This is a genomic window from Rhodococcus gannanensis (assembly GCF_042681175.1).
GTDB classification, from domain to species: Bacteria; Actinomycetota; Actinomycetes; order Mycobacteriales; family Mycobacteriaceae; genus Rhodococcus_G; species Rhodococcus_G gannanensis.
The window spans coordinates 567,108-593,347 of record NZ_JBHUFB010000020.1; the positions used below are offsets into that span (position 1 = coordinate 567,108).

At 69.6% G+C, this 26,240-nt stretch carries 22 protein-coding genes; 14 read left to right on the plus strand and 8 right to left on the minus strand.

Annotated elements, in window-relative coordinates; all coding sequences use genetic code 11:
• Nucleotides 1–975, plus strand: coding sequence for a DUF3089 domain-containing protein (locus ACFSJG_RS23385; RefSeq protein ID WP_378487615.1), 975 nt, complete (start codon nt 1–3; stop codon nt 973–975).
• On the opposite strand, the gene ACFSJG_RS23390 is transcribed toward ACFSJG_RS23385, so the two are convergent.
• A complete protein-coding gene (locus ACFSJG_RS23390) occupies nt 972–1,724 on the minus strand; it encodes an isocitrate lyase/PEP mutase family protein (protein ID WP_378487616.1) in 753 nt (250 codons plus the stop codon). The two genes, ACFSJG_RS23385 and ACFSJG_RS23390, sit on opposite strands and share 4 nt — an antisense overlap.
• Before the next feature lie 253 nt (nt 1,725–1,977).
• Here ACFSJG_RS23390 and ACFSJG_RS23395 point away from each other — a divergent pair, with 253 nt between their 5' ends.
• The 6 genes from ACFSJG_RS23395 (at nt 1,978) to ACFSJG_RS23420 (ending at nt 8,567) form a co-directional block, all read left to right on the plus strand.
• A complete protein-coding gene (locus ACFSJG_RS23395; protein ID WP_378487617.1) occupies nt 1,978–2,967 on the plus strand; it encodes a helix-turn-helix domain-containing protein in 990 nt (329 codons plus the stop codon).
• Between the two features lie 110 nt (nt 2,968–3,077).
• The gene (locus ACFSJG_RS23400; RefSeq protein ID WP_378487618.1) at nt 3,078–3,911 is read left to right on the plus strand and encodes an alpha/beta hydrolase; all 834 of its coding nucleotides are present in this window, start codon (nt 3,078–3,080) and stop codon (nt 3,909–3,911) included.
• Between the two features lie 79 nt (nt 3,912–3,990).
• Complete coding sequence (locus tag ACFSJG_RS23405; RefSeq protein ID WP_378487619.1) at nt 3,991–4,908, plus strand: helix-turn-helix transcriptional regulator; 918 nt, start codon at nt 3,991–3,993, stop codon at nt 4,906–4,908.
• Between the two features lie 137 nt (nt 4,909–5,045).
• Nucleotides 5,046–5,864 carry an alpha/beta hydrolase gene (locus tag ACFSJG_RS23410; RefSeq protein WP_378487620.1) on the plus strand — a complete coding sequence of 273 codons (819 nt, stop codon included), beginning with the start codon at nt 5,046–5,048 and terminating at the stop codon, nt 5,862–5,864.
• A gap of 73 nt (nt 5,865–5,937) precedes the next feature.
• A complete protein-coding gene (locus tag ACFSJG_RS23415; RefSeq protein ID WP_378487621.1) occupies nt 5,938–7,290 on the plus strand; it encodes a hypothetical protein in 1,353 nt (450 codons plus the stop codon).
• Entirely contained in the window at nt 7,287–8,567 is a 1,281-nt protein-coding gene (locus ACFSJG_RS23420) for a hypothetical protein (RefSeq protein ID WP_378487622.1), read from the plus strand. The genes ACFSJG_RS23415 and ACFSJG_RS23420 overlap by 4 nt, the downstream gene beginning before the upstream one ends.
• A gap of 37 nt (nt 8,568–8,604) precedes the next feature.
• Here the strand turns inward: ACFSJG_RS23420 and ACFSJG_RS23425 are convergent, their stop codons facing one another.
• Nucleotides 8,605–9,267, minus strand: a complete 663-nt coding sequence (locus ACFSJG_RS23425) for a TetR/AcrR family transcriptional regulator (protein ID WP_378487623.1) — start codon at nt 9,265–9,267, stop codon at nt 8,605–8,607.
• 185 nt (nt 9,268–9,452) lie between these two features.
• On the opposite strand from ACFSJG_RS23425, the gene ACFSJG_RS23430 reads away from it, so the two are divergent.
• Complete coding sequence (locus ACFSJG_RS23430) at nt 9,453–10,946, plus strand: DHA2 family efflux MFS transporter permease subunit (RefSeq protein ID WP_378487624.1); 1,494 nt, start codon at nt 9,453–9,455, stop codon at nt 10,944–10,946.
• Nucleotides 10,947–11,157: 211 nt separating this feature from the next.
• On the opposite strand, the gene ACFSJG_RS23435 is transcribed toward ACFSJG_RS23430, so the two are convergent.
• Genes ACFSJG_RS23435 through ACFSJG_RS23445 form a run of 3 tightly spaced genes read right to left on the minus strand, consistent with a single transcriptional unit; the run spans nt 11,158 to nt 13,820 of the window.
• Nucleotides 11,158–12,765, minus strand: coding sequence for a GMC oxidoreductase (locus ACFSJG_RS23435; protein WP_465270030.1), 1,608 nt, complete (start codon nt 12,763–12,765; stop codon nt 11,158–11,160).
• A gap of 58 nt (nt 12,766–12,823) precedes the next feature.
• Nucleotides 12,824–13,405: a hypothetical protein gene (locus ACFSJG_RS23440; protein WP_378487626.1), complete on the minus strand. Its 582-nt coding sequence runs from the start codon at nt 13,403–13,405 to the stop codon at nt 12,824–12,826.
• Nucleotides 13,406–13,412: 7 nt separating this feature from the next.
• Nucleotides 13,413–13,820, minus strand: a complete 408-nt coding sequence (locus tag ACFSJG_RS23445; RefSeq protein ID WP_378487627.1) for an NUDIX hydrolase — start codon at nt 13,818–13,820, stop codon at nt 13,413–13,415.
• 202 nt (nt 13,821–14,022) lie between these two features.
• Here ACFSJG_RS23445 and ACFSJG_RS23450 point away from each other — a divergent pair, with 202 nt between their 5' ends.
• Genes ACFSJG_RS23450 through mnhG form a run of 6 tightly spaced genes read left to right on the plus strand, consistent with a single transcriptional unit; the run spans nt 14,023 to nt 20,272 of the window.
• Nucleotides 14,023–16,857 (plus strand): Na+/H+ antiporter subunit A, encoded by a 2,835-nt coding sequence (locus tag ACFSJG_RS23450; RefSeq protein WP_378487628.1) that lies wholly within the window; start codon nt 14,023–14,025, stop codon nt 16,855–16,857.
• Nucleotides 16,854–17,468 (plus strand): Na(+)/H(+) antiporter subunit C, encoded by a 615-nt coding sequence (locus ACFSJG_RS23455; RefSeq protein ID WP_378487629.1) that lies wholly within the window; start codon nt 16,854–16,856, stop codon nt 17,466–17,468. Before ACFSJG_RS23450 ends, ACFSJG_RS23455 begins: the two co-directional genes overlap by 4 nt.
• A complete protein-coding gene (locus tag ACFSJG_RS23460; protein WP_378487630.1) occupies nt 17,465–19,135 on the plus strand; it encodes a Na+/H+ antiporter subunit D in 1,671 nt (556 codons plus the stop codon). Before ACFSJG_RS23455 ends, ACFSJG_RS23460 begins: the two co-directional genes overlap by 4 nt.
• The gene (locus tag ACFSJG_RS23465; protein ID WP_378487631.1) at nt 19,132–19,680 is read left to right on the plus strand and encodes a Na+/H+ antiporter subunit E; all 549 of its coding nucleotides are present in this window, start codon (nt 19,132–19,134) and stop codon (nt 19,678–19,680) included. Before ACFSJG_RS23460 ends, ACFSJG_RS23465 begins: the two co-directional genes overlap by 4 nt.
• A complete protein-coding gene (locus tag ACFSJG_RS23470; protein ID WP_007534985.1) occupies nt 19,677–19,937 on the plus strand; it encodes a monovalent cation/H+ antiporter complex subunit F in 261 nt (86 codons plus the stop codon). The genes ACFSJG_RS23465 and ACFSJG_RS23470 overlap by 4 nt, the downstream gene beginning before the upstream one ends.
• Nucleotides 19,934–20,272 carry a monovalent cation/H(+) antiporter subunit G gene (gene mnhG, locus ACFSJG_RS23475; protein WP_378487632.1) on the plus strand — a complete coding sequence of 113 codons (339 nt, stop codon included), beginning with the start codon at nt 19,934–19,936 and terminating at the stop codon, nt 20,270–20,272. Before ACFSJG_RS23470 ends, mnhG begins: the two co-directional genes overlap by 4 nt.
• A gap of 10 nt (nt 20,273–20,282) precedes the next feature.
• On the opposite strand, the gene ACFSJG_RS23480 is transcribed toward mnhG, so the two are convergent.
• The 3 genes from ACFSJG_RS23480 to ACFSJG_RS23490 form a co-directional block, all read right to left on the minus strand.
• On the minus strand, nt 20,283–22,028 hold the full coding sequence (locus tag ACFSJG_RS23480; RefSeq protein WP_378487633.1) for an ABC transporter ATP-binding protein: 1,746 nt from the start codon (nt 22,026–22,028) through the stop codon (nt 20,283–20,285).
• Nucleotides 22,025–24,625: an ABC transporter ATP-binding protein/permease gene (locus ACFSJG_RS23485; RefSeq protein ID WP_378487634.1), complete on the minus strand. Its 2,601-nt coding sequence runs from the start codon at nt 24,623–24,625 to the stop codon at nt 22,025–22,027. Before ACFSJG_RS23485 ends, ACFSJG_RS23480 begins: the two co-directional genes overlap by 4 nt.
• 137 nt (nt 24,626–24,762) lie before the next feature.
• Nucleotides 24,763–26,091, minus strand: a complete 1,329-nt coding sequence (locus tag ACFSJG_RS23490; RefSeq protein WP_378487635.1) for a phosphatase PAP2 family protein — start codon at nt 26,089–26,091, stop codon at nt 24,763–24,765.
• Between the last annotated feature and the right edge of the window lie 149 nt (nt 26,092–26,240).

Here is a 26,240-nt window from a genome sequence, read left to right on the forward strand (position 1 = left end):
ATGGTGATCTCGCGCGGGGCACGCACGCTGGTCGTTCTGATCTGGACTGCGCTTCTCGGCGCCGCGCTGGCGGTGGCGCCACCGGCGACCGCCGATCCCGGGACGACGTGGCTGTGCCGCCCGGGACTGCCGGACGACCCGTGCGGCGGACGGTCGGGCAACCCGGTCGACTGCTTCTACGTCTACCCCACCATTTCGGCGCAGCTGACGACGAACGCGAACTTCGACCGGTCGCCGGAACTGCACGGCATCGCGCGTCTGCAGGCGGAGGCGTTCGGCGAGAGGTGCGACGTGTGGGCGCCGGTGTACCGGCAGGTCACGTTGCGCAGCCTGTTCGCCGGCTCGGCGGAGGAACGGGCCGCCGGGCTCGAACTCGCCTACGACGACGTCGAACGCGCCTGGGACGACTACCTCGCGAACCACAACAACGGTCGCGGCGTCGTCCTGATCGGGCACTCCCAGGGCACCCGGATGCTGCGCACCCTGATCCAGGAGCGCATCGAGGGCACCCCGGTGCAGGCGCAGCTGGTGTCGGCGCTGCTGCTCGGCGGCAACGTGACCGTCCGGGCCGGTGACGTCGTCGGTGGCGACTTCGACTCGGTGCCCGCCTGCACCGATGCCGCGCAGACGGGCTGCGTCGTCGCGTACTCGGCGTACTCGCGGCTGCCCGCGGACATCCGCTACGGGGTGGCGCCGTCCCCGGGTCTGGAGGTGCTGTGCACCAATCCGGCATCGCTGCACGAGAATTCCGCGACCGCGCCGCTTCGGGGCACGGTCGGGAGCAGTGACACCGGGTCGTTCACCGGCCGCTGCACCGGTGGCGCCGCGAACGTGCTGCTGATAGAGGGCCCCGGCGCGCAGCTGTTGCCTGCCGTCCCGAACGAGTCGTGGGGACTGCACCTGCTCGACGTCAACGTCGCGCAGGGCGACCTCGTCGACCTGGTCCGCACCCAGGCCGAGTCCTACCTGCGCTAGCGCCAGGTGGCGAGCAGTTCGGTGGCGCGGGCGGCGAGGTTCGCCTGCAGCAGGGGGCCGAAGCTGACCCGGCCGACGCCGAGGGACGCGAGGTGGGCACGGTTGCCTGCGGCCGGATCGGCGATCGCGTTGACGGGCAGCGGCAGCGCCTCGACGAGTTCGCGGTAGACCTCGTCGCTGTGGAACCCGACCGGGTACAGCGAGTCGGCGCCTGCCTCCGCGCAGAGGGCGAGGCGGGCGACGGCACGGGCGGAGCGGTCCGACTCGTCCCCGATCTGCCGCAGGAAGATGTCGGTGCGGGCGTTGATGACGACGTGCACGCCGACCGCGTCGGCGGCGCGGCGCAGGGCACCGACGAAGTCCGCGTGCTCCTGGGCTTCGCGGAGCCGACCGCCCTCGCCGTGCACGGTGTCCTCGATGTTGAGCCCGACCGCTCCGACCTCGACCAGCCCGTCGATGAGGGCCTGCGGGGTCTGGCCGTACCCGGACTCGATGTCGACCGAGACCGGGAGGTCGACGGCCGCGGTGATCTGGGTGACGCGGGTGAGCAGCTCTCCGAAGGTCATGCCCTCGTTGTCCGGGCGGCCGATCGAGTCGGCGACGGGATGCGAACCAACCGTCAGCGCGGCGAAACCGGCCTGTGCCGCAAGGTTCGCGGACCAGGCGTCCCACACGGTCGGCAGGATCACGGGATCGCCGGGCCGGTGCAGAGCGAGCAGCGTCGTGGCCTTCTCGGTGATCGAAACCATTGTCGGGTGTCCTCGCCTCGTGTGGTGGTGCGGCAATCGTGGCATGCCTGGACGTGCGATCCGGTGCTGCGACGCCCGTGTCTCGGCCGATCCGCGGCGCACGATGTCACGGATGTGTGAACAGTCGTCGCTCGACCGTGCACGACGCGGACGATCGCACTAGCGTCGACAGAGATTGTCCTGCAGCGCACCGGGTCCCGGCAAGTTGGCCCCGGCGCGCTCGTCACAGTGCGAGCGAGGAGCCCGACACAGGATGACCGTTGTCTTCGACACCGCCGAGTTCGAGGCCGGGGACCGCGCCGACGCGACGTGTACCGCCATGCAGGAGAACTCTGCGCCCTCGAACGTGACGCTCGAGGACCCGTCGGTGGTCTCCTCACTGATGGAGGTCTGGTCCTACGGGGACGCCAGCATCTTCCGGTCCCGGATGTCGGGGATGACGCTGCTGCGCACCGGCAAGCAGGCCGTCCGGACACCGTCGCCCTTGATCTCCATCGCGGTGCAGGAGGTCGCCACCGCCCGCTACGAACAGGGCGGGGTCCAGCGACTCGTCGCACCCGGTGAACTGATGGTGGTGGACCTGAACGCGCGCTACGACTACGCCTGGGACACCTTCGGCAGTTCGCGGTGCCTGCACGTGCCCCTGGACCGGCTCGACCTGCCGTCCGACGTGATCCTCGGCGGCGCGGCCCATCCGGAGCGCAGTCCGATCGCCCGGATGATCTCCAACCACATCTCCACCCTGACCGTCGAGGGCGACGCCCTGAGCGCTACCCCGGGCGCTACCGCACTGGGCGAGGCCGCGATCGACCTCGCCCGGGCGCTGTTCGCGACGGCGCACGGCGGCGCGTACGTCCGCACCGCGATGAACGACACCCTGACCACCCGGATCCGCAGTCACGTGCGAGCCCACCTGTTCGACCCGTCGCTGTCGGCGGAGTCGATCGCCGCAGCACACGGGATCTCGACGCGACACCTGTACACCCTGTGCGCGGCTGCGGGTTTCAGCCTCGAGCAGTGGATCATCGAGCAACGACTGCGACGCGCGTACGAGGAACTGGGGACCGCCCGCGCCGCCGCGGTCCCGATCGCGGTGATCGCCCGGCGGTTCGGGTTCTCCGGACACGCCCACTTCACCCGCCGGTTCCGGGCCGCGTACGGGGTGACCCCCTCACAGTGGCGCGACGCGGCCGCCGCGCAGCGGCACGACGACACCACCGCGGCACGGGCGCCGGACGACTGATCGCTTCGCTGTGAGAACAGCGCCGTGCCGTCGCAGCCGGTTCCGGACCGGGTGATCGCACTACCGTCCAGCCGAACCAGGCAGTGGTACCCACACGAAAGGCCCCCGCCATGCCCTCTCCCACGTCCCCGGACACCGTCGTTCTCGTCCACGGCCTGTGGATGACGCCACGCAGCTGGGAGGGCTGGGTCGCGTACTACGAGGCCAAGGGCCTCCGCGTGATCACTCCCGGGTATCCGGGCTTCGACATCGAGGTCGAGGCGCTGCGGGAGAATCCCGACGTCATTGCGCAGTTGACGGTTCCGGAGACCGTGGACCATCTGGCCGGGGTGATCGAGGGTCTCGATCACCCGCCGATCATCATGGGCCACTCGTTCGGCGGCACCCTGACGCAGTTGCTGCTCGCCCGCGGGCTCGGTGCGTCCGGCGTCGTGATCGACTCGGCCCCGACGGAGGGCGTCCACGTCACGCCGCTCTCTCAGGTCAAGTCGCTGTTTCCGGCGCTGAAGAACCCGGCGAACCTGCACCGCGCGGTCGGGTTCACGCCCGAGGAGTTCCACTACGCCTTCGCGAACACCCTCAGCCGCGAGGACTCCGACGCCGTGTGGGAGCGGTACCACATCCCGGCTCCGGGTAACTGGATCTGGGCGTACGGGCTGATCGCCAACTTCAAGCCCGGGCATCAGGAGACGTGGGTGGACTACGCCGCGGACCGGGCACCCCTGCTGTTCATCGCGGGCGGGGAGGACCACATCATGCCCGCGTCTGTGAACAAGTCGAATGCCCATCACTACCGGAAGTCCCCGGCGCTCACGGAGTTCCACGTGTTCGAGGGCCGGTCGCACTGGACGTGCGCGGAACCCGGTTGGGAGGCCGTCGCGGACATGGCACTGGAATGGGCCCTCGCGCACGCGGGCGAACCTGCCGGTGAACCCACCGCTTGACAGCCGGATCGCTCGCCCGGCGCGCCCCGGGACGCGGCGATACCATGGGCGCACTCGATCGAGCGGATGTGACATCGAAGTGCCTCGTGAGCCGACCCCGAACCCGCAGCGCACGTCGCTGCCTCCGGACGGTGTCCCGGTGTCGATCCGGCCGCTGCCCACCGCCGAGCGGTGGGCGCGGGTCCGGACGTGGGACCTGGGGTGCGCCGTGGTGCTCGTCGACGGGGCCGGAACCGGTGTCTCCGTCGGACGTGGCCGCGGCGGTGCCGTACACCGATTGACTGTCGCTGCGGTCAGCCCCGGCGACTGGACGTTCACCCAGTACGGGCACACCGTTACCGCGGTCCGTCCGGGACCCACCCTGATCCTGATCGACCACACCGCACCGCACGACTTCCGGCGGCGCGACGCGGGGACCGCCGTCAGCATCACGCTCGACCACGCCGCGGTCGGGGTACCACCCGACTGCCTGACCGACGCCGCACTGCATCTGCGCGACGACCCCGCGCTGCACGACCTGATCCGGCGCAGCCTCGACGACCTCGTCGACGTCGCCACCCGGACACCGTCCGTGCTCGCCGAACTGGTCGATCCCACGGTCGATCTGGTGCGAGCCCTGATCCTGGGAGCGGCCCGCACTCGACCCGAGGACCCGCGCGCCGAGCTGCTCACCCGCATCCGGCGACACGTGGACGCCAACCTCGGCGACCCGGACCTACGACCCTCCACCATCGCTGCGGCGCACCACATCTCCGTTCGACACCTGCATTCCGTGTGGTCGACGACGGGCACCACCCTCGGCGACCACATCGCGGCACGTCGCCTGCAGGAGGCACGGAAGATGCTGCTGGACAGCAGGAGTCGACACCTGACGATCCTGACCATCGCGCAGCGCCACGGATTCGTCGACCCCACGCACTTCACCCGCCGCTTCCGCGAGGCCTACGGCGTCACGCCGGGGCGCCTGCGCCGCGCCCCGTCACAACGTGCACCCTGAGGACAACACCGCGCGCAGCCGGCCGATTCTCCACGCACTCAACCGACCTACCGTCAACCCAGCCCGGGGGCGTCCCCCGACAGCGGCCCCCGGGCGCCACCGACAGTCCTGTGCCCACCACAGAACGGGAGCCAGCCATGCCCTTCCCGAAACCCATCCTGTCCCGAGCCTCCCGGTTGTTCGCAGTGGCTCTGCTCGCGTTGAGCGCGCTCGGGCTGACGGCGGCGCCGGCATCGGCGCAGACCAAGCCAACCGTCGTCCTGGTGCACGGCGCGTTCGCGGACTCCTCCGGATGGAAGGACGTCGCCGCGAACCTCACCGCGCAGGGATACCCCGTACAGACTTTCGACAATCCGCTGCGAGGCCCGGCGTACGACTCCGGACTGCTCGAACAGCAACTCGCCACGATCGACGGCCCGATCGTCCTCGTCGGCCACTCGTACGGCGGCGTGGTCATCACCAACGCCGACAACCCGAACGTCAAGGCCAACGTCTACATCGCGGCGTTCGCCCCCGACCGCGGAGAGTTCGTGCAGGGCATCCTGAATCCCCTGGTGTTCCCCGGCAGCAAGCTGCTCCCGCCGGCACTGCAACTGAAGATCGTGGACGACCCGCAGGGTATCGGTGGCAAGAACCTCGACGGATTCATCGCCGAGGAGTACTTCCACGACATCTTCGCGCAGGACGTGACCCCGGCCGTCGCCGCGGACATGTTCGCGCACCAGAAGTCGGCGGCGCTGGTGGCGAACCTGGAGCCGAGCGCGACGCCGACGTGGACGACGCGCCCCAACTGGTACCTGGTGTCGTCGCAGGACCAGGTGATCCCGCCGGACGCGCAGCGCATGATGGCGAAGCGGGCACTCGCACACACCACGGAGATCGACGCCTCGCACGCCTCCCTGGTGTCCCGCCCCGACGAGGTGACCGCCGTGATCGTCGAGGCCGCCAACTCCTGAGCCCACTCCCCACCGAACCGCCGGGCCGCCGTGGCTCGGCGGTTCGGCATGTGATGTCCACTAGTTTCGGGCAATGCCCGTTTCGTTTCGCGACTCCCCGACGGTGCTCGCCGCCCTCGCCGCTGCCGTTCTCGCGGCGTTCACGCTGACCGATCCGCCTGGCGGCACCTGGGCGGTGTACACGTCTGAACGCGAGCTCGACCGCTGGCTGAGCGCCCAGCCCACCGGCATCGCGGTCGGTGCGGTGGTCGCGGTTGCCGCGTGTGTGCTCCTGCAACGGGCGGGTTCCGCCCGGGCGGCGTGGGGCGCGGCTGCGGTCGCGACGGTGATCGTGTGGGCGGTGCGATCCTGGGTGCCGGAGGTCGCCGGAATCGACGGTCTCATCGCCCTGCACGTCCTCAAGGCCGTCGCGGCGGGCGTCCTGCTCGGCGCCGCCGTCGCCGCCGCATGGGAGCACCGGCTCGCCCGGCTCGCGGTGGCGCTCGGTGCCGTCGGTGGCTTCCTGTCGGTGTCCGCGTGGGCGTCGGTCGAGACCCAGAGGAGCACGTCGTCGCTCGGCGAACCCGCGGTGTGGCTGCTCGCTGCGACCGTCGTTCTCGCCCTGGTTGCGGTGGCCGCGCCCGGTCCCGCGCCACAGCCAGTCACGGGCGAGCAGGCACGAGTCGCGCTGCTGACCGTCGTTGTTGTCGCCGTCGCGAATCGTCTTCTCACCGCCTGGATCTCGAGCGGCGACACGGAAGGCCGAACCAGGCAGTGGATCGCGATCGCGGTGTCGATCGTCGTGGTTCTGGTGGCGACGGAGGTGTGCGCGCGCCTCGTGGACACCCGTGTCGGGGACGGCGCGATCCTGCTGGCGGTCACCGGCATCGCGGCCGCAGCCATGCCGGTGCTCGTCGACCTGCGCAGCCCGCTCCGGGACTTCCCCGCCTGGTCGGCGGTCGCGGTTGCCGGCGTTGCGGTCGCCGCCGGGTTGGCGATCGCAGCGCGGCGGCCGCTTCCCTTGGTGGGTCTCGGTGTCGCGGCACTGGTCCCGGTCGTAGGCGCGATCTGGCCGGACTTCGGATCGGACGGCGCGTGGCTGCTGGCGAGGCTCGCCGTCGTCGGGGTCGGGGCCGGCTTGGCGATCGGCGGCACCCTCTCCTCGCTCGCGGCCGTCGCCGCGGCCGCGTTGGTGATCCCTTTTGTCTCGACGGTCTTCCACGCTGCGGCGACGGTGGTCATGCCCGCCGCGCAGGTGATCTACAACGGTGCGTACGAGCCTCTGGAGGGCGTCGAGATGTCGCGCGAGTACTCGAACCAACTCGACGAGTACCTCGATTCGTTCCTCGGAATCCCGATCTACGACGACCGCGTCGCGGGCATCGCGCTCGCGCTGGCCGTCGTGTTCTGCGCGTGGGGTGTGCGCGGACTGCGGGCGTCCCGATGAGCACCGTGCGCCGGACCGTCGAACTGCTGACCGCGCTGCTCGTCGGCACGGTCGCAGGCTGGGCGCTCGTCACCCCACCCGCGTCCGGGATCGCCGGTTCGGAAGGGCAGATGAAGGCGCTCGTCACGAGCGGCCAGGTAGCGGCGGCGGTCGGGGTGCTGGCCGCCGCCGCGGTCGCCGGCCGGTTGTCGGGTCGCAGGTCCGCTCGCGGCGCCGGACTGACGACGCTGGTGGGGTTGGGCCTGCTCGTCGCGGTGCAGTACGCGAACGACGGTGCGCTGCAGTTCGAATGGCTGCTTGCCGCGACGTGGGTGTGGGGCATCGCCGCCGGTGTCGCCCTCGGCGGCGCGGCTGCAGCCGCCTCCGACAGGATCGGCACCGTCCTCCTCACCGGTTCCGCGGTCGCCGCCTTCGTGGTGGTCCCCCTCGCCACCGAACTTCTCGGCACGTCACCGGAGCGGGGATGGACCGCCTACAACCCACTGACCGATGTCGTCACCGTCGCCGCGGCACCGATCTGGTGGCTGCTGCTGCCCGCCGTCGTCGCGACTGCGTTCGCGGTCGCGCTCGGCGGCACCCGGACGGCGGGCCGATCCACCCGCGGTCTCGCGGTCACCGCGGCGGTGGTGGCGACGGCGCTGGCGACGAACGCGGCAATCGGTGCGACCCTGGACAATCGGCCGCTTGCCGCGGTCCTGCTGGCAGTGTTCGTCGCGGTCACGATAGCCTCGGCGTTCGCGCTCGACGGGCAGGACGGCACACTGCTCCTGACGACGACGGCCGTTGTCGCGGCCGCGGCGCCGCTGTCCGGTTGGTCGGACACCAGCTGGATCGGCGTCGCCATCCTTGCCGCCGGGCTGGCGGTCGGCGTGGCGGTCGGGGCCCGGTGGCCGAGCGTCGTCGTCGGACTGACGCTGCTCGCCACCGTGTCGGTCGCCGGGTTCCTGCCCGATCTCACCGACGGGATGAACGACGCCGCGCGTTGGCTGATCCTCGCCCCCATCGCCGGTTATGCGGTGGGCTCGTGCGACCCGGTGCGCTCGGGCTCACTGGTTGCCGGGCTGTCGGTGCTGTTCGTGCCGAGCGCGCTGACCGTCGCGGGGCAGGCGGCACCCGGGGTGTTCGCCGACCTGTGGCCGTCGCCGTTTCGATCGCTGTCCCGGGGGATGACGGCGTCGCTTCCGCCGGACCCGCAGTGGCTGACCGTCGCGATGACCGCGGTGGGCCTGGTCACGATCGCCGCGGCCGGGGTGCTGCGTCAGCGCGACGACAGCTGACGGCCGGCACCGCCGACGGCAGCTGCCGGTCTGCGACTCAGCCGCGGGCGGCGATCTTCGCGGCCGCGATCTGCTCGGCCGTCAGCGGCGGCACGGTGAGCGGCGTGCGCGCCGTGCCTTCGGCCCGTAGTCCGTCGAGGACCAGTTCGAGGTAGCGGCGCCACGCGTCCTGCGCGACAGGGGCGGCGAACTCGGCGAACGCCTCGACCATCTTGCCGACGGCGAGCAGGTCGTTCGCGTCGACGTCGGGACGCACCACCCCGGCGTCCTGGGCGCGGGCGAGGAGCTTGCCGACGAGCGGTTCGACGCGTTCGCGGACGCAGGCGATCTGCTCGCGGCCCTCGTCGCAGCCGAAGAACACCTCACCGAGCCCGCGGTTCTTGGCCATCTCCTCGCAGGTGAATGCGATGAAGTTCGCGAGGCCCTGCCACGGATCGTCGACCTCGAGTGCGTCAGCTGCACCGGCCTCCATGTCGGCCATGTGCTGCTCGAAGACGCCGTCGACGAGTTCCTGCTTGCAGGAGAACCGCCGGTAGACGGTGCCGACACCGACCTTCGCCTGCTTGGCGACGTCGTCGAGGGTGATGTCGATGCCCCGCAGGGCGAACAGCTCGGCGGCGGCGGCGAGGATCTTGCGCCGGTTGCGCTCGGCGTCGGCGCGCAGCGGGCGTCCCCCTGTGACAGTGCTCACGAAACTCATTCTCGCATCTCCCGTTTCGCGGCGAATCCGGACCGGAAAACGGACAAATCCGGATGGATCCGACACGACGCTGAAAACTAAGCGGAGACAACTCCTCCACATAGGCGTACGGTTACCTAAGTGGAGCTTACTCCTCCAGTTCTTTCGAAGCCCGTCACGTCATGCCACATCGAGGGGGCACTTCCATGACAACCACCACACTCGACCGGCCCGACGCCGGTCACGACTCGTCCGAGAGGGAGCACCGGCTGCGCTGGCTCGTCCTCGCGGTCATCGCCCTGGCGCAGCTCATGGTCGTCCTCGACGCGACCATCGTGAACATCGCGCTCCCCGCCGCACAGCGCGCGCTCGAGTTCTCCGACGCCGACCGGCAGTGGGTGGTCACCGCCTACGCGCTCGCGTTCGGCAGTCTGCTGCTGCTCGGCGGCCGGCTCAGCGACCTCTTCGGCCGTCGCAACACCTTCGTCATCGGCCTCGTCGGCTTCGCCGCGATGTCCGCGATCGGCGGCGCCGCCGTCAACTTCCCGATGCTGGTCGCCGCTCGCGCCGGCCAGGGCGTTTTCGCCGCGCTGCTCGCACCCGCGGCACTGTCGCTGCTCGCGACCACCTTCACGCGACCCGAGGAACGAGCCCGGGCGTTCGGCATCTTCGGTGCCGTCGCAGGCGCCGGCGGCGCGATCGGCCTACTGCTCGGCGGCGCGCTCACCGAGTGGACGTCGTGGCGCTGGACGTTCTTCGTGAACCTGGCCTTCGCGGCAGTTGCGCTCGTCGGCGCCCTGACCTTGATGGCCGCGCACCGCGCCGAGCATCGGCCGAAGCTCGACATCCCCGGCACCGTCAGCGTCTCCGCGGCGCTGTTCAGCATCGTCTACGGGTTCTCGCACGCCGAGTCGCACGGCTGGTCGAACCCCGCCACCATCGCCTGGCTCGTCGCCGGCGGCGTGCTGCTCGCGGTGTTCGTCGTGATCGAGACCCGCGTCGCACACCCGCTGCTGCCGCTGCGCATCGTCCTCGACCGCATCCGCGGCGGCTCGTACCTGGCGATGTTCCTCACCGGGTCCGGCATGTTCGCGGTGTTCCTGTTCCTGACCTTCTACCTGCAGACGATCCTGATGTACTCCCCGATCGTCACGGGCGTCGCGTTCCTGCCGATGGTCGCGGGCATGGTGATCTCGGCGACCACCTCGACGGGGGTGCTGCTGCCGCGGTTCGGTCCGCGTCCGCTGATCACCGGTGGTCTGCTGCTCGGCGCGGCCGGTCTCGCCGTCCTGGCACAGTTGGAGATCGACAGCAGCTACGCACCGCACATCCTCCCCGGACTGGTCCTGCTCGGCCTCGGCATGGGGATGGTGTTCGCACCCGGCATGCAGGGTGCGATCACCGGAGTCGACCCCGACGACGCCGGCGTCGCCTCCGCCACGGTGAACACGATGCAGCAGGTCGGCGGATCCATCGGCACCGCACTGCTCAGCACCGTCGCCGCGACCGCCGCCGCGGACTACGTCGCGGGCCACGCGGCGGGACCGCAGACCCCGGCACTGGCCGCGGTCGCGAGCTACACCACCACCTTCTGGTGGGCGGCCGCCATCTTCGTCGGCGGCGCGATCGTCTCGGTGTTCCTGCTCCCCGCCGGAAAGCTGCCCGAGTCCGAGGGCGAAGTGCTCGTCGCCGCGCACTGACGGACAGCCGACAGGACCCCGTGACCCGAGTCCGGGTCACGGGGTCCTGTCGGATACCAGCTCTCGGGTCACCCAACCCAATGGCTGAACGCCACCTTCATCTCGCTGATCCGCGTGAAAGCCACTTTCAGCCACGGCCCGTATCGGCTGAAAGCCACATTCATCTCGCTGGTCCGCACGAACGCCACGTTCAGCCGGTGGGCGGGACGGGCTAGTTTCGCGCGAGGAAGCGGTCCATGCAGCGTTCCGCGACGGCGGTGATGGTCAGCGACGGATTGACCAGACCGACCGCGCCCGGGATCAGCGCACCGTCGACGACGTACAAGTTGTCGTAGCCGTGCACGCGGCCGTCGTCGGTGGCCGCCTTGCCCATGACGACGCCGCCCAGACCGTGGTACGTCGACGCACTGCCGAACCCGATGGCCCGCGAGTAGACCGGGGTGCCGTTGGCCGGAAACCCGTGCCGGACGCTCGCCCGGTCGTGGAACTTCCCGGCGAAGCGCATGCCCTGCTGGTCGAGCTCGCCGCCCTCCGGGTGCGGGTAGTTCAACTCCACCCGCCCGGTCGCCGGGTTCCAGTCGATCGAGCCACGCTCATTCGTGAACGCCTGGATGAGGTGCGTGGTGGTGCTGCCGCTCGCGAGCGCCGGAAGCGGCGCCGCCTGCCACGACATCGACACCGAGCCCGCGGGATCCTCGTCGTCGTACATCAGCGCGATACCGGGACCGGCCTGCACCGGGCCGTAGTCGTGGCGGTTGAGCACGCGGGTGGTGAGGAAGTCGCCGTTGTTGCCGAAGCCCTGCCCGACCTCGGGACTCAGTCGCGGCAGCGTCCCGGTCGCGCGGGCGGTGACCAGCAGTTCCGTGGTGTGGTACGAGCCGGCGGCTAGGAACAGGACGTCCGCGGTGAAGGTGTGGGTGGCGAGTTCGTTGCCGTCGACGTCGATCTCACGGGCGGTGACCTCGAAGCCCTTGCGGTCGCCCCGTTCCCGGATGCGGACCGCCTCGTGCAGCGGCACCACGGTGACGTTGCCGGTCGCCTCGGCGCGCGGCAGATAATTGTGGTCGACGCTGTTCTTCGCGCCCGAGTTGATGCCGTACGGACCCTCGGCGATGGCGATGGACTTGCGCTTGGTGCCTGCGAACTCGGCGCGGACCAGGTCCCAGTCGACGCAGAAGTCGTTGTAGACCGGTTCGGTGCCGTAGTCCGCGAGGTCGGCGAGCCACGACCGGGCGCCCTGGTACTCGGGGCGGGCGAGCAGGTCGGTGGGCAGCGGCGACGTGCCGAGTTCCTTCTTCGCCCGCGGGAAGTACACGCGCTCCATCTCGGAGTAGTCGATCGAGGTCGGGAACGCGTACTCGAAGTCACGGCGACGCGGCTGCACCGAGTACGCACCGAACACCAGCGAGCCGCCGCCGACGCCGGCGCCGTGCACGGTGGTGATGCCGTTTCCCTTGATCTCCTCGACGACGCCCGCGTACTTCGGGATCGGCTGGAACTGGGTGAGCGGGTTGATCGGAGGCTTGGTGGAGAACCACGCGGCACGGCCGTCCGGCGCGTCGAAGGTGGCGAAGGTGTTGCCGCCGGGGTCGATGTCCCAGCGCCTTCCCCGCTCGAGCACCGTCGTCTGGTAACCGGCCTGCCCGAGCCGCAGTGCCGCGACGGCGCCACCGAAACCGCTGCCGATCACGAGTGCTGTGCGGCCCTGCGCGGACGCGGTGGGGGCGGCGGCGAACGACCCGAGCGCGGCGGCGCCCAGTCCCAGCGCGGCACCCTTGAGCACTCCGCGTCGCGAGAATCCCGTTGAAGTCACAACCAGTCACCCTAGCGACCGGACCTGCCCCATGGGGCCGCTATGTGTGTGTGCAGTCACATTTTCACGGGATCGTGTCCCAGCGGTCCAGCAGTGCCCGACCACGGGGACTGATCCGGTAGCCGACGTCGAGGCTCTCGGTCAGGCCCAGTTCCTTGAGCCTTCGGACCTTCAGCTTGAACGTGGGCCGGTCCATCCCCACCTCCGGAGCCAGCTCCGTCGACACCACCGCAGGTCGGGCGGCGATCAGTCGCAGCGTCGCCTCGGTCCACGCACCGCTGGCATCCATCCGCGCGAGCCGTCGCCGCAGCCCGGCGACGTCGTCGTCGGAGAGGTCGGCATCCGCGCGCAGCACCGCACGCGGATCGGGGCCCGCGGCACGCAGCGCGATCCGGTACAGCTGCGGACCGTGCGCCTTGCGGTCCACGAACCTCAGCATCGTCGCGGCGTCCTCGAACCCGGCGGCGCGCGCGTCCTCGTCGGTGACGTCGGCGGCGTCGATCTCGTCCACGGCGTCGAACGCGATCACCCCGATCGCGGTCCGCTGCCGTCCACCAGGCCGGACCCGCGGCCGGTCCCAGCGGCGGAACGCGAGCGTGACGGTGCCGGCGGCGATGCCGTCGAGGGACGCTGCGGTGAAGATCATCGCCCGCTCAGTCCACGACACCGAGCTGCTGAAGGTGCTCGAACACCAGCCGGGATCCGGGCGCCGACTCCGGCATCGACGCGTACTCGTCGACGGTGAAGTAGCGCAGCTCCGCGATCTCGCTCGTCGCGACGGGCTCCGCGGTGAGCGTGGCGACGTAACAGGTCATGTGCAGCCGGGTGCCCGGCGGATGACCGAACGCCTCGGCCTCGAACACCCCGAGTGTCTCGAGGGTGCCGTCGACGATGCCGACGTCGAGTTCCTCGCGAATCTCCCTGTGCAGGGCCTGTTCCGGCGTCTCCCCCGGGTCGATCTTGCCGCCCGCCATGTAGAAGGCGGACTTGCCGACGGACCGGGCCTGCAACATCCGGCGGTCCTTGACGTGGGCCAGTGCGACGGTCCTGATCTCGACCATTCGCCAAGGGTAAGCGGCCAGTCCCCCGCAAGCGGGAGGTGCCCCAGCCTGTGCGCGGATTCGGCAGCTCCAACTACCAAAAGTGCGCACAGGGCCGGAGGCCGCCTGCGGCCGAAAAGTTCGTATCCCCTAAACTGGACGTCAGGCGTCCGGATACTCCCGGGCGTATCGACACCCCGCCCACGACACCGACGGAGTGCCCTTGCTCGCAATATTGTTCGCACACGCTCTCGCCGCCGTTCTGGCGCCCGCTGTCGTGCGAACAATGGGCCGCAACGCATTTCTGCCACTGTCGCTGGTCCCCGCCGCATCCCTGGTGTGGGTGATCGCGAACTGGAACACCGAGCAGTCCCTGCACATCACGTGGGCTCCCGGGGTGTCGATGAACATCGACATGCGGTTCGACTCGCTCGCCGCGATCATGTCCGCGTTGATCCTCGGCATCGGCACCCTCGTCCTGATCTACTGCGCCCGCTACTTCCAGGACGGCGACACCCGACTCGGCATCTTCGCCGCCGAGATGGTCGCCTTCTCCGGAGCCATGTTCGGACTGGTCACCAGCGACAACATGCTCATCCTGTACACGTTCTGGGAGTTGACGACGGTCCTGTCGTTCCTGCTCGTCGGCCACTACGCCGAACGCGCGTCGAGCCGTCGAGCCGCCACCCAGGCGCTGCTGGTGACGACCGCGGGCGGCCTGGCGATGCTCGTCGGATTCATCATCCTCGGGCAGGTCGGCGGCAGTTACCAACTGTCCGTGCTGCTGGAGAATCCGCCGGGCGGCTGGCTCGCAGGCGTCGGTGTCGTCCTCGTCCTCACCGGCGCGCTGTCGAAGTCCGCGATCATCCCGATGCACTTCTGGCTTCCCGGCGCGATGGCCGCCCCGACCCCGGTCAGCGCCTACCTGCACGCCGCCGCGATGGTGAAGGCCGGCATCTACCTCATCGCCCGTCTCGCGCCCGGTTTCGCCGACTCCGGGCCGTGGCGCGCGACGGTACTGACACTCGGCCTCGGCACGATGCTGCTCGGCGGCTGGCGCGCGATGCGCGCCTTCGACCTCAAACTGATCCTCGCGTTCGGCACCGTCAGCCAGCTCGGATTCCTGACCGTGCTGGTCGGCACCGGAACCCGCGACGCCGCGCTCGCCGGCATCGCGCTCGTCGTCGCGCACGCGATGTTCAAGGCCGCGTTGTTCATGGTCGTCGGCATCGTCGACCACACCACCGGCACCCGCGACATCCGCAAGCTCGCGCATCTCGGCTCCGCTGCCCCGGTCCTGTGCATCGTCGCCATCGCCGCCGCCGCGAGTATGGCCGGACTGCCACCGTTCTTCGGGTTCGTCGGCAAGGAAGGAGCGCTGGAAGCGATCGCGACGGCGTCGGTGCTGAACCCGACGGTCCGCACACTCGAACTCGTCGGCATCGTCGCCGGCTCGATCCTCACGGTCGCGTACAGCATCCGGTTCGTGTGGGGGGCGTTCGGACGCAAGCAGCTCACGAACCCCAGCGCGGCCGTGCAGAACATGCACCCGATCGGGACGCTGTTCCTGGCCGTGCCCGCGCTGCTGGCGGCGGCAGGCCTGGTCGCCGGACTGATCTCACCGGTCATGGACACCCTGCTCGCCGCGTACGCGGACAGCCTGCCCGGACCGCAGGACTACCACCTGGGACTGTGGCACGGCTTCGGGCTCGCCCTGTGGCTGACGGTGCTGGTGATCGTCGGTGGTGTCGCGGTGTACCTCGCGCACCGCCGGATCAGCCGGCTCCGGTTCGAGCACGCCCCGCTCGGCAACGCGGAACGCATCTACGACGCCACCCTCCGCGGCATGGACACCCTGTCCATCCGGCTGACCGGCACCACCCAGCGCGGTTCACTGCCCCTGACCCAGGCGACGATCCTTCTCACGCTGGTCCTGCTGCCCACGATTCTGCTGGTCCTCGGCACCGACGCCCCGGTGGACCTGCGACTGTGGGAGTCACCGATCCAGTTCGCGGTCGGGCTCATCATGATCGCGGCGGCGCTCGCAGCGACCGTCATGCGCAACCGTCTCGCCTCGGTGATCCTCGTCGGCGTCACCGGCTACGGCTGCGGCGTCATCTTCGCGCTCGACGGCGCCCCCGACCTCGCGCTGACGCAGTTCCTCGTCGAGACGCTGACCCTGGTGATCTTCGTGCTGGTGCTGCGCAAACTGCCCGCCGAGATCGACGAACGCCAGTCCGCCGGTTTCAAGCCTGCACGCGCCGCGCTCGGCGTCGCGGTCGGTGCCGCCGTCACCGCGCTCGGCGCATTCGCGATCAGCGCGCGTTCCGCCGAGCCGATCTCCGTGCACATGCCCGACCTCGCCTATCACATCGGCAACGGCAAGAACGTCGTCAACGTGCTGCTCGTCGACATCCGAGCCTGGGACACCCTCGGCGAGATCTCGGTGCTGCTCGTCGCGGCGACCGGTGTCGCGTCGCTGGTATTCCGCAATCGTCGGTTCGGCACCGCACCCCGGGTGTCGGACGCCCCGTCCTTCGCTCCGACGCCGGAGACCACGTGGCTGCTCGGTGGCGACCTGATCGACCCGCGGCACCGGTCGCTGATCCTCGAGGTCACCACCCGGATGGTGTTCCCGACGATGATGGTGCTGTCGGTGTACTTCTTCTTCTCCGGCCACAACGCCCCCGGCGGCGGGTTCGCGGGCGGCCTGACCGCGGGACTGGCGCTGGTGCTCCGTTATCTCGCGGGCGGGCGGTACGAGCTCGGCGAGACCGTCCCGATCGACGCGGGCAAGATCCTCGGCCTCGGGCTGATCTTCGCTGCGGGCACCGCTCTGACGTCGCTGTTCCTCGGCGCACCCGTGCTGTCGTCCGCGACGATCGAGCTGACGCTGCCGTTGCTCGGCGACATCAAACTCGTGACGGCGCTCTTCTTCGACCTGGGCGTCTACCTCATCGTGGTCGGTCTGGTGCTCGACGTCCTGCGTAGCCTCGGCGCTCGCCTGGACGCCGAGGTCGAGAACGCTCCCACCGGAACCCAGGGGGTGGCCCGATGAGCGTGAACCTCGGATTCCTCCTCGTCATCGGCATCCTCATCTCCTGCGGCGTGTACCTGCTGCTGGAGCGTTCGATCACGAAGATGCTGCTGGGTCTGCTGCTGTTCGGCAACGGGGTGAACCTGCTGATCCTGTCCTCCGGCGGACCACCCGGCAGCGCCCCGATCGTCGGTCGCACCAACGACGTGTACGACTCGATGTCCGATCCCCTCGCGCAGGCGATGATCCTGACCGCGATCGTCATCACGATGGGCATCGCCGCGTTCGTGATGGCACTCGCCTACCGGTCGTACAAGATCAACACCCAGGACGCCGTCGAGGACGACCCCGAGGACACCAAGGTCAAGCGGCTCCGCAGTCCGGCGGAGGCGCCGGACCACGACCGTTCCGACGATCCGATCACCGGCGACTCCACGTTCAGCGGTGACGCCTTCGACGACAAGGGCAACCCGATCCCACTCGAACAACTCACCAACCTCGAGGAACTCGAGGTGTACGAGGACCTGCGCGAAGGCGACTTCGACGAATTCGACGACCACGGCGACGCCGAGCCCGGAGACACCGAACCCGGCAAGGGCGCACCGACCGCACCCGGCGGTGACCGTCGATGACGCTGTCCCCCGATCTCGTGCAGACGCTGACGCCACTGCCGGTGCTCATCCCGATGCTCGCCGCCGCCGTCACCCTGGTCGGTGGCCGCCGACCCCGGTTCCAGCGCGCTGTGACCATCGCCGCGCTCGCCGCCGGGCTGACCGTGTCGGTCGTGCTGCTGTACCTCGCCGACCGGGACGGCATCTCGTCGTTGCAGGTCGGAGGCTGGGAGTCGCCGATCGGCATCACCCTCGTCGTCGACCGGCTGTCGGCGATCATGCTGGTCGTCTCGTACGTCGTCCTGCTCGCCGTCATGGGGTTCGCAGTCGGACAGGGTATTCACGACGGCAACGAGCGGCAGCCGGTGTCGATCTTCCTGCCCACCTACCTGGCACTGGCCGCGGGCATTTCGAACGCGTTCCTCGCCGGCGACCTGTTCAACCTGTTCGTCGGGTTCGAGGTGCTGCTGGCGGCATCGTTCGTGTTGCTCACGCTCGGCGGGAGCGCCGACCGTGTCCGTGCAGGTGTCTCGTACGTGATGGTGTCGATGGTGTCGTCGCTGATCTTCCTGATCGGCATCGCTCTTGCCTACGGCGCCACCGGCACGCTGAACATGGCGCAGATGGCCTTGCGGCTGGACGACGTCCCCAACGGCACGAGGATGGCGATCTACGGCGTCCTGCTCGTCGCGTTCGGCATCAAGGCGGCCGTCTTCCCGCTGTCGACGTGGCTGCCCGACTCCTACCCGACAGCGCCCGCGCCGGTGACCGCTGTGTTCGCGGGCCTGCTCACGAAGGTCGGTGTGTACGCGATCATCCGGGCCCACACCCTGCTGTTTCCCCAGGGCGAGCTCGACGACGTGCTGCTGGTCTGCGGCCTGCTGACCATGATCATCGGCATTCTCGGTGCCATCGCACAGTCCGACATCAAACGTCTGCTGTCGTTCACCCTCGTCAGCCACATCGGCTACATGGTCTTCGGCATCGCGCTGTCCACCCAACAGGGCCTGTCCGGCGCGATCTACTACGTCGCCCACCACATCATCGTTCAGACCACCCTGTTTCTCGTCGTGGGTTTGATCGAGCGTCAGGCCGGGTCGTCGTCGCTTCGTCGTCTCGGCGGTCTCGCCGCCGCCAGCCCTGTGCTCGCGATCGTGTTCCTCGTTCCGGCGCTGAACCTGGGCGGCATCCCGCCGTTCTCCGGGTTCATCGGGAAGATCGCGCTGCTGCAGGCGGGTGCCGCTCATCCCAGCGTGCTGTCGTGGGTGCTCGTCGCAGGCGGCACGATCACCAGCCTGCTGACCCTCTACGTCGTCGCCCGCGTGTGGACGAAGGCGTTCTGGCGGGCCCGCGCCGACGCCCCCGAAGGGGATCTCGCCGACATCAGCCCGTCCGCGCTCATCGACGAGTCCGAAGCGGACATCGCCTATGTCGACCGCGAGGACGTCGGCAAGATGCCCGCACTGATGCTGGTGCCGACGTTCGCACTCGTCGCTGTCGGAATCGCCTTGACGGTGTTCGCGGGCCAGATCATCGCGGTCACCGACCGGGCCGCGACCGACCTGCAGGACCGGTCCATCTACATCGACGCCGTCCTCGGGCCGAACTACTCCGAGCAACCCGCGGGAAACTCCGGGCCGCCCGCCGAGAGCACCGAGCAGGCCACCGCGACGGGAGGTGACCGGTGAGCCGCGCGACGGTACTGAGGATCGGCACGCTGACCTGGCTGGTCTTCGTGTGGGTCCTGCTGTGGGGCAACGTCTCGGTCGCCAACATCGTCGGTGGCCTGCTCGTGGCGATCCTGATCACCGTTCTGCTGCCACTGCCCCGCGTTCCCGTCGGTGGCCGGATCCACGTGTGGTCGATCGTGAAGCTGATCGGTGTGAGCCTCTGGTACGCCGCGCAGTCGAGCGTGCAGGTGGCCTGGCTCTCCGTTCGCCCCGGCCCTCCACCGGTGACCGGCGTGCTGCGCTGCCGGCTCGCCATCAAGTCAGACCTCGTCCTGACGCTCTGCGTCGACGTGCTCAACCTGATCCCGGGCACACTCGTTCTCGAGGTCGACCAGGTGAAGCGGACCGTGTACGTGCACGTCCTCGATCTCGGCACCGACAAGGCCGTGCACCAGTTCCACCGCACGGTGCGCAGGCTCGAGCGGCTGTTCATCGAGGCGTTCGAGCGGCCCGCCGAATGGGCCCCCGACACCGTCGACACCCCCCGAAAGGAACCGTCATGACGACCGTGATCGTGATCGCCGGGGTGATGATGTCGATCGCCGCGGTGCTCACCGCGTACCGACTGCTCGACGGACCCGACACCCTGGACCGGCTCGTCGCCATGGACACCCTCGTGGCGGTGTCCATCTGCGGCCTCGCACTGTGGGCTGCCTACAGCATGGACACCACGCTCGTTCCCGCCATCGTCGCACTGTCCCTCGTCGGGTTCATCGGCTCGGTGTCCGTGGCCCGATTCCGAGTACGGGACGACCAATGAGCACCGTCCTCGATGTCGTCGCCGCGACCGCGATCCTGCTGGGCGCGCTGCTCGCGATGACCGCCGCGATCGGCATCGTGCGCTTCGGCGACACCCTGTCCCGCATGCACCCGGCCACGAAACCCCAGGTGATCGGCCTGGTCCTGGTGCTCGCCGGCTGCGTGATCCGGCTGCGCGGCAACGTCGACATCTGGATGCTCGTCCTCGTCGGACTGTTCACCCTGCTCACCGCCCCGGTGATCGCGCACACCGTCGGCCGGGTCGCCTACCGCGAGCAGCGGGGGCGGGACGGGCTGGGCGTCGTCGGCGACCTGGACCGCGAGCACGAACGCTGAGCCGCCGACCTCAGTCCACCGCGTCGGTCAGCTTCCAGCCCGCGATCGCGCCCTGATGTTCCCAGAACGTCGCGAACCGGCCACCCGCCGCGATCAGCTCGTCCGGTGTGCCGGACTCGATGACCCGGCCGAACTCGAGCACGACGACGCGGTCGACGTGACGGATCCCCGCCTGACGGTGAGCGACGATCACGCGGGTGCGCGGGGCGCTGTCGGAGGAGAGGGCATCGACGACGGCGCGCTCGTTCTCGTTGTCGAGGGCACTGGTTGCCTCGTCGATCAGCAGGACGGGTGCCGGCTTGAGCAGCGCCCGGGCAATGCTCACTCGTTGACGTTCGCCGCCGGACAGCGCACCGCCGCCCTCCCCGACCTCCGTCTCGGCGCCGCGCGGTAACCGTGCGGTGATCTCGTCGACGCGAGCGAGGCGCGACACCTCCTGCACCCGTTCCGCGGACGCATCCGGGTACCCCGCGAGGACGTTCTCGGCGATGCTCCCCTCCATGAGGTAGGGCTGCTGGAACACCATGCTCGCCAGCCTCGATCGGGCCTCGTGGTCCAGCGTCGCGGCGTCGATCCCGTCGAACAGAATCCGCCCGCCGGTGGGCGAGTACAGGCCGGCGATCAGACCGAGGACCGTGCTCTTACCCGAGCCCGACGGACCGATGATCGCGGTCGTCGAACCGGGTTCGAGTACCAGGTCCAGGCCGTCGAGTACGGGGTTCGTGGGATCGCCGTAGTCGTAGGTGACGGCCTCGAACTCGATGCGCGGGGGGCGCAGTTCCGCGGGCGCCGACCCGGCGCCCTCGTGCTCGGTCGGGGAGTCGAGGACGGTGCGGATCCGCGCGAGCGTGGTCCGCGCCGTCTCCAGCCCACCGGACAGTTCGCTGATCGCCGTGAACGGCTCGAGGAAGCGGACCGCGACGACGATCAGCGCCACCGCCTCCGCGACCGACAGGTCACCGCGCACCGTCAGCCAGGCCGCGACTCCGACGAAGGCGAACAGTGCGATCTGCCCCGCGATGCCGAACACGATCCTGCCGGGGATCTGCATGAGCAGCAGCCTGCCCGTGGCACCGTGCTGCCGGGCGAGCGCCTCACCCACTGCGCTTCGTGCGGGCTCGGCCCGACGGGCGACCCGGAGCGCCGGTTGGGTTCGCGCGAACTCGACGATCCGTTCGGTGAACTCGGAGTTCGCTTCGGCGGCGACCTCGTCGGCGCCTCTGCTCATGGCGCTGCTCGACCACAGCGCTGCCGCGAGCAGCGGCACACCGAGCAACGCGACCACCGCCAGTTGCCATGCGACGCCGAACAGAGTGAGGCCGATCGCGGCCGGGAGCAGGAAGGCCGTGATCATCGGGACCATCAGGTAGACGACCACGCCGACCAGATCCGGTCCGGTCGCGGCGATCGCCTGTCGGGCCGTGGCGGTGTTGTCGGCGGTGAACCAGGTCAGCCTGATACGCGTGAGCCGCTCCGCCACCGACCGCTGGGCGGTGTCGAGCAGCCCGAAGCCGAGGACGTAGCCCTGCTTGGACGCCGCGTAGTCGACCACCCAGCCTGCCACGGTGACCGCGGTCAGTCCGCCCATCCAGGCGAGCGCCGCGGCGTGGTTGCCGTCGACGAGTCCGGAGATCAGCGGAACGAGCATCACCACCCCGACTGCGCGCAGCAGCACGGACAACACCGCCGAAGCGGCGAATCGGTTGACCCCCGAGCGGTACTGGTCCGGCAGGAGCGCGAGCAGCGTGCGGATCATCGAGTACCTCCACTTGCGACGCGGTCACCCTCGCCTGCCGAATCCCACAACTCCCGATACCGACCATCCGCGGCATACAACTCGGAGTGGGTGCCCTGCTCGACGATCCGGCCACCGTCGAGGACCACGATCCGGTCGGCGTCGACCACCGTGTGCAACCGATGCGCGATGACCAGGACCGTCCGATCCCGGGCGAGACGACTCAAACTCTCCTGCACCTGGTACTCCGATTCGGGATCGGCGAATGCGGTGGCCTCGTCCAGGACGAGGACCGGCGCGTCGGCCAGCAGTGCCCGCGCGACGGTGAGCCGCTGCCGCTCGCCCCCGGACAGGGCGGCATCCGGGCCGAGCCGGGTGTCGTAGCCGTCCGGCATCCGGCCGATTCGTTCGTCGATGTTCGCCGCACGCGCCGCCGCGATCACCCGATCCCACGTGGCGCCGGGGTCGGCGAGGGCGATGTTCTCGGCGACGGTGCCCTGGACGAGCTGCGTCTGCTGCAGCACGAATCCGAGGTGGCGATACAGCTCGTCCGATCCCATCGCACGAATGTCGCGGCCACCGATGCGGATCGATCCCGAGTCGACATCGTGGAACCTGGCGAGGAGGGCTGCGAGCGTGGACTTTCCGGACCCCGACGGCCCGACGAGCGCCGTCACCGTCCCTGGACGCAGGTCCAGCGAGATGTCGCGGAGCACCGGAACGTCGGGGCGGTAGCCGAAGGTCACCCGATCGAACACCACCTCGTGCGGCGCTTCCCCGGCGACATCGTCCGCGGGCCGCTCCTCGAGTTCCGGTGCCTCGAGCACGTCCTGGATGTCGCGGGCGGCGACCATTCCGGACCGCAGTCCCTGCAGGCCGTATCCGATCCCCATGAGCCGGACCCCGAAGGTGGTGCCCAGCAACAGGAACGGCAACAGATCGACCGGCTGCGCCCAGCCCCACACGACGAACAGCGTTCCGACCGCGGCGATCAGCCACAGGAAGGTCGTGGACCGGGTCACCAGGTCCATCACCGTCTTGGCGCCGGTGAAGGGCCGCTGCCAGTCGTCGAGGAAGGAGAGGTATCCGTCGAGATTGCGCCGGAATCTCGACGCCATGACGCCGCCGAATGTCCGGATCACCGGCTGCGCTTCCAGATATGCCGCCGCTTCACCGTTCATGCGTTCGGCCCAGGTCTGCGCGAGCGCGACCTTTGCACCGGACTGCACCATCATCCGGGCCATCGCCACGGCGTACCAGAGCACCGGCACGAGGAGGAACAACGCGATGCGCCAATCGACCACGAACAGGTAGACGAGCACCGCCACCGGGGCGACGACCGCGGCCGTCGCGTCGAGCACCGCGTGGGTCACCAGGTAGTGCAGTGCGAGGGTGTTGTCCTGTACGAGAGTCTTGATGCTGCCCGCGTTGCGCTGCGCGAACCAGCCGAGCGGCAGGCGAGCGAGTTTCGTCAGCAGGCGGTGCCTGAGGTCGCGGGAGAACCGGCCGTCGACGTGATGCAACCAGAACTGCAGGGCGGTCTCGAGCAGGGCACCGACGCCGAGCAACAGGAGTGCGGTGATGCCCACCGACCACAGCGCCGATGTTTCCGCCCCGTCGAGTAGGCGCCTGCCCAGCTCGACGAGCAACACGTACGGCGCCAACTGGATCAGCGTGACGATCGCCTGCAGTACTCCCGCCGCGATCAGGGTGCCCTTCAGTGGCGCGAGCAGGCGACCCGCCCCCGCGGCGCGCCAGGTTCCGCCCGTCGTCTCGTCGACGGCGGCGACACCGGCGTCCAGCTCTGTGTCGGTGCGGGTGAGGGGAGCCTCGTCGCGGACGGACTCGATGGTCTCGACGACGGGCAGTGCGGTGTCGGGAGCGCGCTCCTTACCCATCGCCTTGCCCTGCGACCAATAGGCGAGCAGATGCGTTTCGGTCTTGGGGAATCCGAATTCCTTGAGACGCTTCCGGAGTTCCTTGAGACTCCCCTGCTCGGGACCCGCCCAGACATACCAGTTCGACCAGTCTCGTGACTCCAGCGCCGTCGCCATCGACGTGGGCCCCGTACGGGAGACCCAGTGGATACGCAGCCGTGGATGCGCGACCAGCGGGAGATCGCGGTCGGCGGGGTCGTGCTGTTCGAGGTAAAGCTCGACCGGGACCTGCACCGGGATCGTCTCGAGCATCGTCCGTATCGCAGGGATCGACGCCGAGTCACCGATCAGCAGGTAGCCCGCGGGCACGGCCTCGGGCACGTCGAAGGGAACCGAACTCGCCGACATCATCTCGATGACGTCTCCGGGCTCGGCCGCCCTCGCCCACCGCGACGCCGGGCCGGCCGGTTCGTGGAGAACGAAGTCGATCGCGAAGTCCCCGGCCTCCGGGTCACCCTCGGCGAAGGTGTATGCACGTTGGTGCTCTTTGCCTTCGCCGTCCGGGAACCAGCCTCTGATCCAGCTGGTCGGGCCGAACACGACGTCGGAGAACACTGTCTCCGAGTGAAAGTGAACCCGGACGCAGTGTTCCGTGACCGCTGCCGTCCGCAGTACCGTCGCCGCGTGGTTGCGGATGCCATACGCGCGCATGACCGCCCCACCGAAGCCGCGAGACGCCATCGACCCCCTCCGATCCCCGCCGCTTACGGGGGCTCACCGCCGCCGCATCGCCGATACAGTCCTCGTGACGAGGGGAAGGTTAGTACAGCCTTACCTCTTGGCGCGAGGGGGTCGCCGGACCGAACCGGGGCGTGACGTCACGCGACAGCGGCGGCGGGCGCTTCCTCACGAACCCGTCCACCCCACCGGCCGAGAATCGAATCGGGCGTGGCGAAGAAGGTGGCGTAGAAGGCAAGGACGACCGCGCCCGCCACCCCGAGGATCAGCGGCACCGACACGACAGGGACCGCGGCGATCGGACCGGCCAGGTAGCGGTAGCTCGCGAGCAGCGCCGCGAACGCGACCGCGCCGCCGACGACGAGGCGGATCCGGAACCTGCCCCAGCCGCGTTCGGGGTCGCGCAGCGCCGACTCGATGGTCAGGCACAGGACCACACCGGCGATCAGGTCGACGAGGTAGTGGTAGCCGAATCCGAGGGTTGCCATCAGCGTGCACACCAGCCAGAACGCGCCACCCCAGCGCAGCCACCACGGGCCGCGGCGGGTGTGCACGAAGATCGACAGCGCCCACGCCGTGTGCAGGCTGGGCATGCAGTTACGCGGGGCGTCGCTGTCGAAGACGAACGCCGACGGGTCGGTGCCGGTCGGGACCACCGTCGGCCAGTAGTCGCCGAGCTGGGCGCCCAGCCCCGCCGTCCCGAAGGCGAAGTCCGGTCCGACGACCGGGAACACCAGGTAGAAGAGGGGCCCGATCAGTCCGATGGCGAGGAACGTCCGCACCAGGTGATGCGACGGCCAGCCGTTGCGGAGCTGGTAGAGCGCGACGGCGATCGCCGCGACGGGCAGTTCGATGTACACCCAGTGCAGTACGCCGTATCCGGCGGGGCCGAGCGCGTCGACGACCTGTCCCATCACCCACGACGGCGAACCGAAGGCCCGGTCGGCGAGCTCGACGTACTCGTCGAGGACGGCGGGGCGGGTCATGATGGTGATCTGCAGCCAGACGTCGCCGATCTTCGTGGCGGCGATGAGCAGCGCACCGAGTCCCGCGCCGAGCAGCGCGCTGCTGCGCTGCGCGCCGGTCCAGCGCCAGGCGGCGACGACGGCGATCCCGGTGAGCACCCAGGTCGGGCCGTTTCCGATCGCGAACGGGCCGTCGGTCAGGAGGCGCCCACCGAGGAAGACGAGGTCGATTCCGAGGGCGGCGGCAACGGCGACTATCCGTTGCCGGTTGGTGAGTCCGACGAGTCCGAGCGCGAGACCGGCCCACGGCACGGACATCGACTTGGGCGTCCCGACGAAGTCGCGGGCGAGCGAGGCGAGTGGGCCTTCGAAGCCCGACCGACCGGCCACCACCTGCAGCAGGACCATCGCCACGGCCACGCCGACAGCCGCGACGAGCGCGATGACCGGGCCTGCGCCCGGGCGCCGCCACGGCGTTGCGGTCGGCGAGTCCTCGATCAGCACCCGTACATAGTAAAGGGTGCGTGAACAGCAGATTGACGACTGCGGTCGCGGAACTGGACGGTTGGATCCGCTGCGTCAGTCCCGCAGTTCGCGGACCAGGGCGTCGACGACTCCGGTGAGGTCGCCGCGACCGGTCGCGGCGACGCGTC